At 59.8% G+C, this 4,678-nt stretch carries 6 protein-coding genes; 1 reads left to right on the top strand and 5 read right to left on the bottom strand.

Annotated elements, in window-relative coordinates; genetic code table 11:
• The 5 genes from QT222_RS06250 to QT222_RS06230 all read right to left on the bottom strand — a co-directional run.
• A partial coding sequence (locus tag QT222_RS06250; protein WP_491476662.1) for an aconitase family protein occupies positions 1 to 637 on the bottom strand: 637 nt, incomplete at its 3' end.
• Positions 638 to 806: 169 nt separating this feature from the next.
• Positions 807 to 1,226 carry a DUF7539 family protein gene (locus QT222_RS06245; RefSeq protein ID WP_004057830.1) on the bottom strand — a complete coding sequence of 140 codons (420 nt, stop codon included), beginning with the start codon at positions 1,224 to 1,226 and terminating at the stop codon, positions 807 to 809.
• Positions 1,227 to 1,305: 79 nt separating this feature from the next.
• Positions 1,306 to 2,742 (bottom strand): RtcB family protein, encoded by a 1,437-nt coding sequence (locus QT222_RS06240; protein WP_491476661.1) that lies wholly within the window; start codon positions 2,740 to 2,742, stop codon positions 1,306 to 1,308.
• A gap of 133 nt (positions 2,743 to 2,875) precedes the next feature.
• Positions 2,876 to 3,253 carry a hypothetical protein gene (locus tag QT222_RS06235; RefSeq protein WP_491476660.1) on the bottom strand — a complete coding sequence of 126 codons (378 nt, stop codon included), beginning with the start codon at positions 3,251 to 3,253 and terminating at the stop codon, positions 2,876 to 2,878.
• Positions 3,254 to 3,339: 86 nt separating this feature from the next.
• Positions 3,340 to 3,600, bottom strand: a complete 261-nt coding sequence (locus tag QT222_RS06230; protein WP_491476659.1) for a glutaredoxin family protein — start codon at positions 3,598 to 3,600, stop codon at positions 3,340 to 3,342.
• Positions 3,601 to 3,855: 255 nt separating this feature from the next.
• Here QT222_RS06230 and QT222_RS06225 point away from each other — a divergent pair.
• On the top strand, positions 3,856 to 4,678 hold an 823-nt coding region (locus QT222_RS06225), incomplete at its 3' end, for an MFS transporter (protein ID WP_491476658.1).

Below are 4,678 nucleotides of genomic sequence, written 5' to 3'. Positions count from 1 at the left end.
TGTCGGTGCCGACGAGGGTGTCGGGCAGAAGCCACTGCTCGTCGCGCCACTCGCGGTCGTGGACGACCTGTCCGAGGTGTTCGAGGTTCACCTGGTGGACGATGCCCGTTCCCGGCGGGACGACGCTGAAGTTGTCGAAGGCGTTTTGCGCCCACTTGAGAGCCTTGTAGCGCTCGGCGTTGCGCTCGTACTCCAGTTCGACGTTCTTCTCGTAGGCGTCGGACGAGCCGAAAAAGTCGACCTGCACGCTGTGGTCGATAACGAGGTCACAGGGTACTTCGGGTTCGACGATACTGGGTGCCTCACCGGCGCGGTCCGCGGCGGAACGGAGTGCCGCGAGGTCGACGACCGCGGGGACGCCAGTCAGGTCCTGTAACACGACGCGAGACGGCGTGAACGGGACTTCGACGTTCGGCACGTCGGGTTCCCACGATGCCGCATTTCGGACATCCTCCTCGGTGACAATGTCACCGTCGACATTTCTGAGCACAGATTCCAGTAGAATTCGGATACTCACTGGGAGTTTGTCGAGGTCACAAAGACCCTGTTCTTCGAGAACGGTCAGGTCCGCCATCTTGTACGTGGTGCCATCGTGTTCGAACTCACGGATGGCTCCGAACGAATCTCCATCGGGCATTGCCCGCACGTACGCACCCCCACGGCTTGAAACAGTAACCCGTTCTCACGGCGTCAGAATCGTTTGTGAGAGCGTGTGAGACAATCGATATCAGTGCATCTGGGTTCCTGTCGAGAAGCAGGGCTCTCGAACCGGTGGCAGCGGCAGCACACACAGACCTGCCTGTTCCTCACTCTTCGATCGACCCGCCGTTCACGACGAACTCGTCGACCTCTGTCTGGAGGTGTTTCCGGACGCGTTCGCTGTAGTCCCACAGGAGGTCGTTGAACTGTTCTCGTTCCGGTTCGGTGAGGCTGTCTCCGCCACGGGACCACTCCACTGGAATCTCCGGGTGTCTCGTACAGACGACCGAAAGTGGGTGGTTCTTGGGATGTCCAAGGACGATTTCGTACTCGTCGACGCCCCAGAGTCCGTTCCCGCCGTCGGCGACGAGTTCCGCGTCGATATCGTCCAGAAGCTGTCGCTCCTCGGCTGTGACCGCGGCGTCGTCACCGGCGAATAATTCTTGGTAGGCCCGGTCACGAGCCGTGTAAATCCACCCGTCGAGTTGGTCCCGGGCGTATTGGAGGAGTTGTCTGTCAGCTTCCATGGGTGTATAGAGGGACGCCGGGATGATAGGAGTACGCCCGCGACGACCGGTTTTCTGTTCGACTGTTCGCAAGTGAAATTCACCCTTTGATGTTCGCGAGCGGTGCCGTTCGGGCGACTCTGGTTCCAATACCGAGCGCGTCGCTCACACGAACGACCTCGTCGATGTCCTTGTACGCGCCGGGTGCTTCTTCCGCCAGCGTCCTGCCGGAGCGTGCTCGGACGAAGATACCGCGGGCGCGCAGCGCCTTCTTGAGTTCGCCGGCGGAGTACTCCGTTCGCGCCTCCGCCCGTGATAATTGGCGACCAGCACCGTGGGCCGTCGAACCGAAACTACGCGCGAGTGACTGTGGCCCGCCAACGAGGATGTACGAGTGTGACCCCATACTCCCCGGGATGAACACTGGCTGGCCGACGCTCCGGTATGCTTCAGGAATCTCGGGCCGACCGGCCGGGAATGCCCGTGTCGCGCCTTTTCGGTGGACGAGAAGCGTCTTCGTCCCTCCATCGACGGTGTGTCGCTCTTCTTTGGCCATGTTGTGACACACGTCGTAGACGAGTTCGACTTCCGTGGTGTCGAAGAGGTCGTCGAACACCTTTCGGACCGCCTGCGTCAGTGCCTGTCGGTTAGCCCATGCGAAGTTGGCGGCGGCGTTCATCGCGTTCCAGTACTCGTCGGCGAGGTCGTCACCGAGCGGGGCGTAGACGAGTTTCTTGTCCGGAAGCGACTCGGCGAGAGACCGATATTTGCGTTCGAACGCGCGGAGATAGTGCGAATACGTCTGGTGGCCAAGGCCGCGCGACCCCGTGTGAATCATCACGACCACGTCGTCGGTGTCGATACCGAACGCCGCGGCCGTCTCGGTGTCGTATACGTCGGTCACGCGCTGGACTTCGAGGAAGTGATTTCCCCTCCCGAGCGACCCGACCTGATTGACGCCGCGTTTGAGTGCCTCGGTTGGGACCGCGTTCGGGTCGCTGGGAAGGTGCCCGTTTTCCTCACAGTGGTCGAGGTCGGTTTTGGTGGCGTGTCCGTTCGCCAACATCCACTCCAGCCCGCCTTCGAGAATGCCGCGCACGTCGGAGATGTTGGTGTCGAGGGAGCCGCCTTCGGCAGCACCCGTGGGAATCGTCTGGTAGAGGCGGTCTGCGAGAATAGACTGCTCGCTCACGATGTCTTTGTACGTGAGACCGGTTCGAAGCAGTCGGACACCGCAGTTGATGTCGCCGCCGATACCCCCCGGACTAATGACGCCGTCGTCCGCGTCAACCGCGGCGACACCGCCGATAGGGAAGCCGTCGCCCTGATGCCCGTCGGGAAGGACGAGCGAGAACTTCTGGATACCCGGCAGCATCGCGACGTTTTGAACCTGTGTCAGCGTGCGGTCGCCCTCGGACTGCATCTCTTCGACGAGCGATTCCGATCCGTAGACACGCGCTGGGACGCGCATCTCCCCCGTTCGCCCGATTTCGTACACATTCGCTTCGATTTCGTTGAGTTCGACCACGAGACCCACCGAGATTACCTATGGTAACGAGACCCATAATCATTCGTGCGGACGCGTCGTTCACAGACGCTTACTGACACGATTTCTTCAGTCAGATACTTGCTGACACGACTATCTCAGTCAGGTGCTTGCTGACACGACCTCAATCGACGACGAGGAGTCGACCGCGGTAGGTGCAGTAGTACCCGGCGAACTGTTTGTAGAACTCCGGGAGAACCTCCGTTTCGAGGTCTGAGCCGGCATCAACGACCTGGAGCGTCGCGTATTGAGCGTCGTCGAGAGCGGCATCAACGACGGTCGGAACGGGGGTGGTTCCAGTGAGTTCGACGAATAGCGCACGGAACGTCGCCGCGACACGGTCGAAATACGCCGCCGTCGGTTCGAACGCTCCGAACCCGTCCTCTTCGAGGTCGTCGTAGGTTCGCCGGACGAGTTCGTTTCCGTCGGAGAGACCGTACTCCGCGAGGGCCGTGATTGTCGTCGAACAGGGAACTGCGTCAGCTTGCAGCGGGTCAGTCATGTGGGGTGCCTCCACATTATGATAAGGCGTTGATGATTATGTAGGCAAGCCGGTCGTGCGGGCGGTCCGCACCGAACCGAAACGGACTACCCCTGCGCTGCGGCCAACTTCTCGCGGAGCCGGTCCGGGTCGACCTCGAATTTGAATGCCGGTCGACCGTCGATGTACACGTACGGGACTCTCTCGCCGTACTTCGCCCGTAGTTCTTCGTCGGTATCGACGTTTATAAACTCGATATCGACCGGAACGCCTTCCCCTGCGGCTACCTCGCGGATGGTCTCTTCTGCCTCGTCACAGAGCGGGCAGTGGGTTCGAGTGTAGACGATAATCGGGACGGCGTCGCTCATCAACAAGTCTCGCTACCGCGAGGCCATGAGCCTTCTTGTCGAACTGGACAGAATTAACTCACTTTGTAGTATAAATTGTAATCATCTTTGGAAAATTATATGTGAATATGATTTCTACTAGCACTAACGCCCAAACCCCCACTACGTACTGCGATTTTAGAATTTACTACAAAGATGATTATAATGTAAGTATATTGATTATATGTCGGAGGTATTCTAAATGAGGAGTCTGAATGTCACGGTCGAGTACGATTTATGATAGACGATACTGACTCACCTGGTGGTGGTGGTAGTCGAAACCGGTTCGTCTACGTGACGGCCGCGCTTGCCGCCCTCAATGGACTCCTGTTCGGGTTCGACACGGGCATTATCTCCGGCGCGTTCCTGTACATCAAAGACACGTTCACGATGAGTCCATTGGTGCAGGGCATCGTCGTCAGTGGTGCGCTCGCAGGCGCTGCCCTCGGTGCCGCTCTCGGTGGGTATCTCGCCGACCGTTGGGGTCGAAAACGGCTCGTCCTCGTTAGCGCCATCGTCTTCTTCGTCGGGTCGTTGGTCATGGCCATCGCACCGACAGTCGAGATACTCGTCCTCGGACGACTCATCGACGGTGTCGCAATCGGGTTCGCGTCCATCGTTGGCCCGCTGTACCTCTCCGAAATCGCCCCGCCGAAGATTCGCGGATCGCTCGTTTCGCTGAACCAACTCGCGATTACCGTCGGCATCCTCTCGTCGTACTTCGTCAACTACGCCTTCGCCGACGCCGAGCAGTGGCGCTGGATGCTCGGTACCGGAATGGTTCCGGCGCTCGTGCTCGCCGTGGGGATGGTGTTCATGCCCGAGAGTCCGCGCTGGCTGGTCGAACACGGTCGCGTGTCGGAAGCGCGTGACGTGCTTTCCCAGACCCGAACTGACGAACAGATTCGCGAGGAACTCGGCGAAATCAAAGAAACCATCGAACAGGAAGACGGGAGTCTGCGCGACCTCCTCGAACCGTGGATGCGCCCGGCGCTCGTCGTCGGCGTCGGTCTCGCGGTGCTTCAGCAGGTCACCGGCCTCCACACGGGCCTCTACGACG

The sequence above is a fragment of the Haloferax sp. s1 genome (assembly GCF_058382125.1).
The sequence above is the reverse complement of the archived record's forward strand: the minus strand, read 5'-3'. Positions and strand labels throughout refer to the sequence as shown.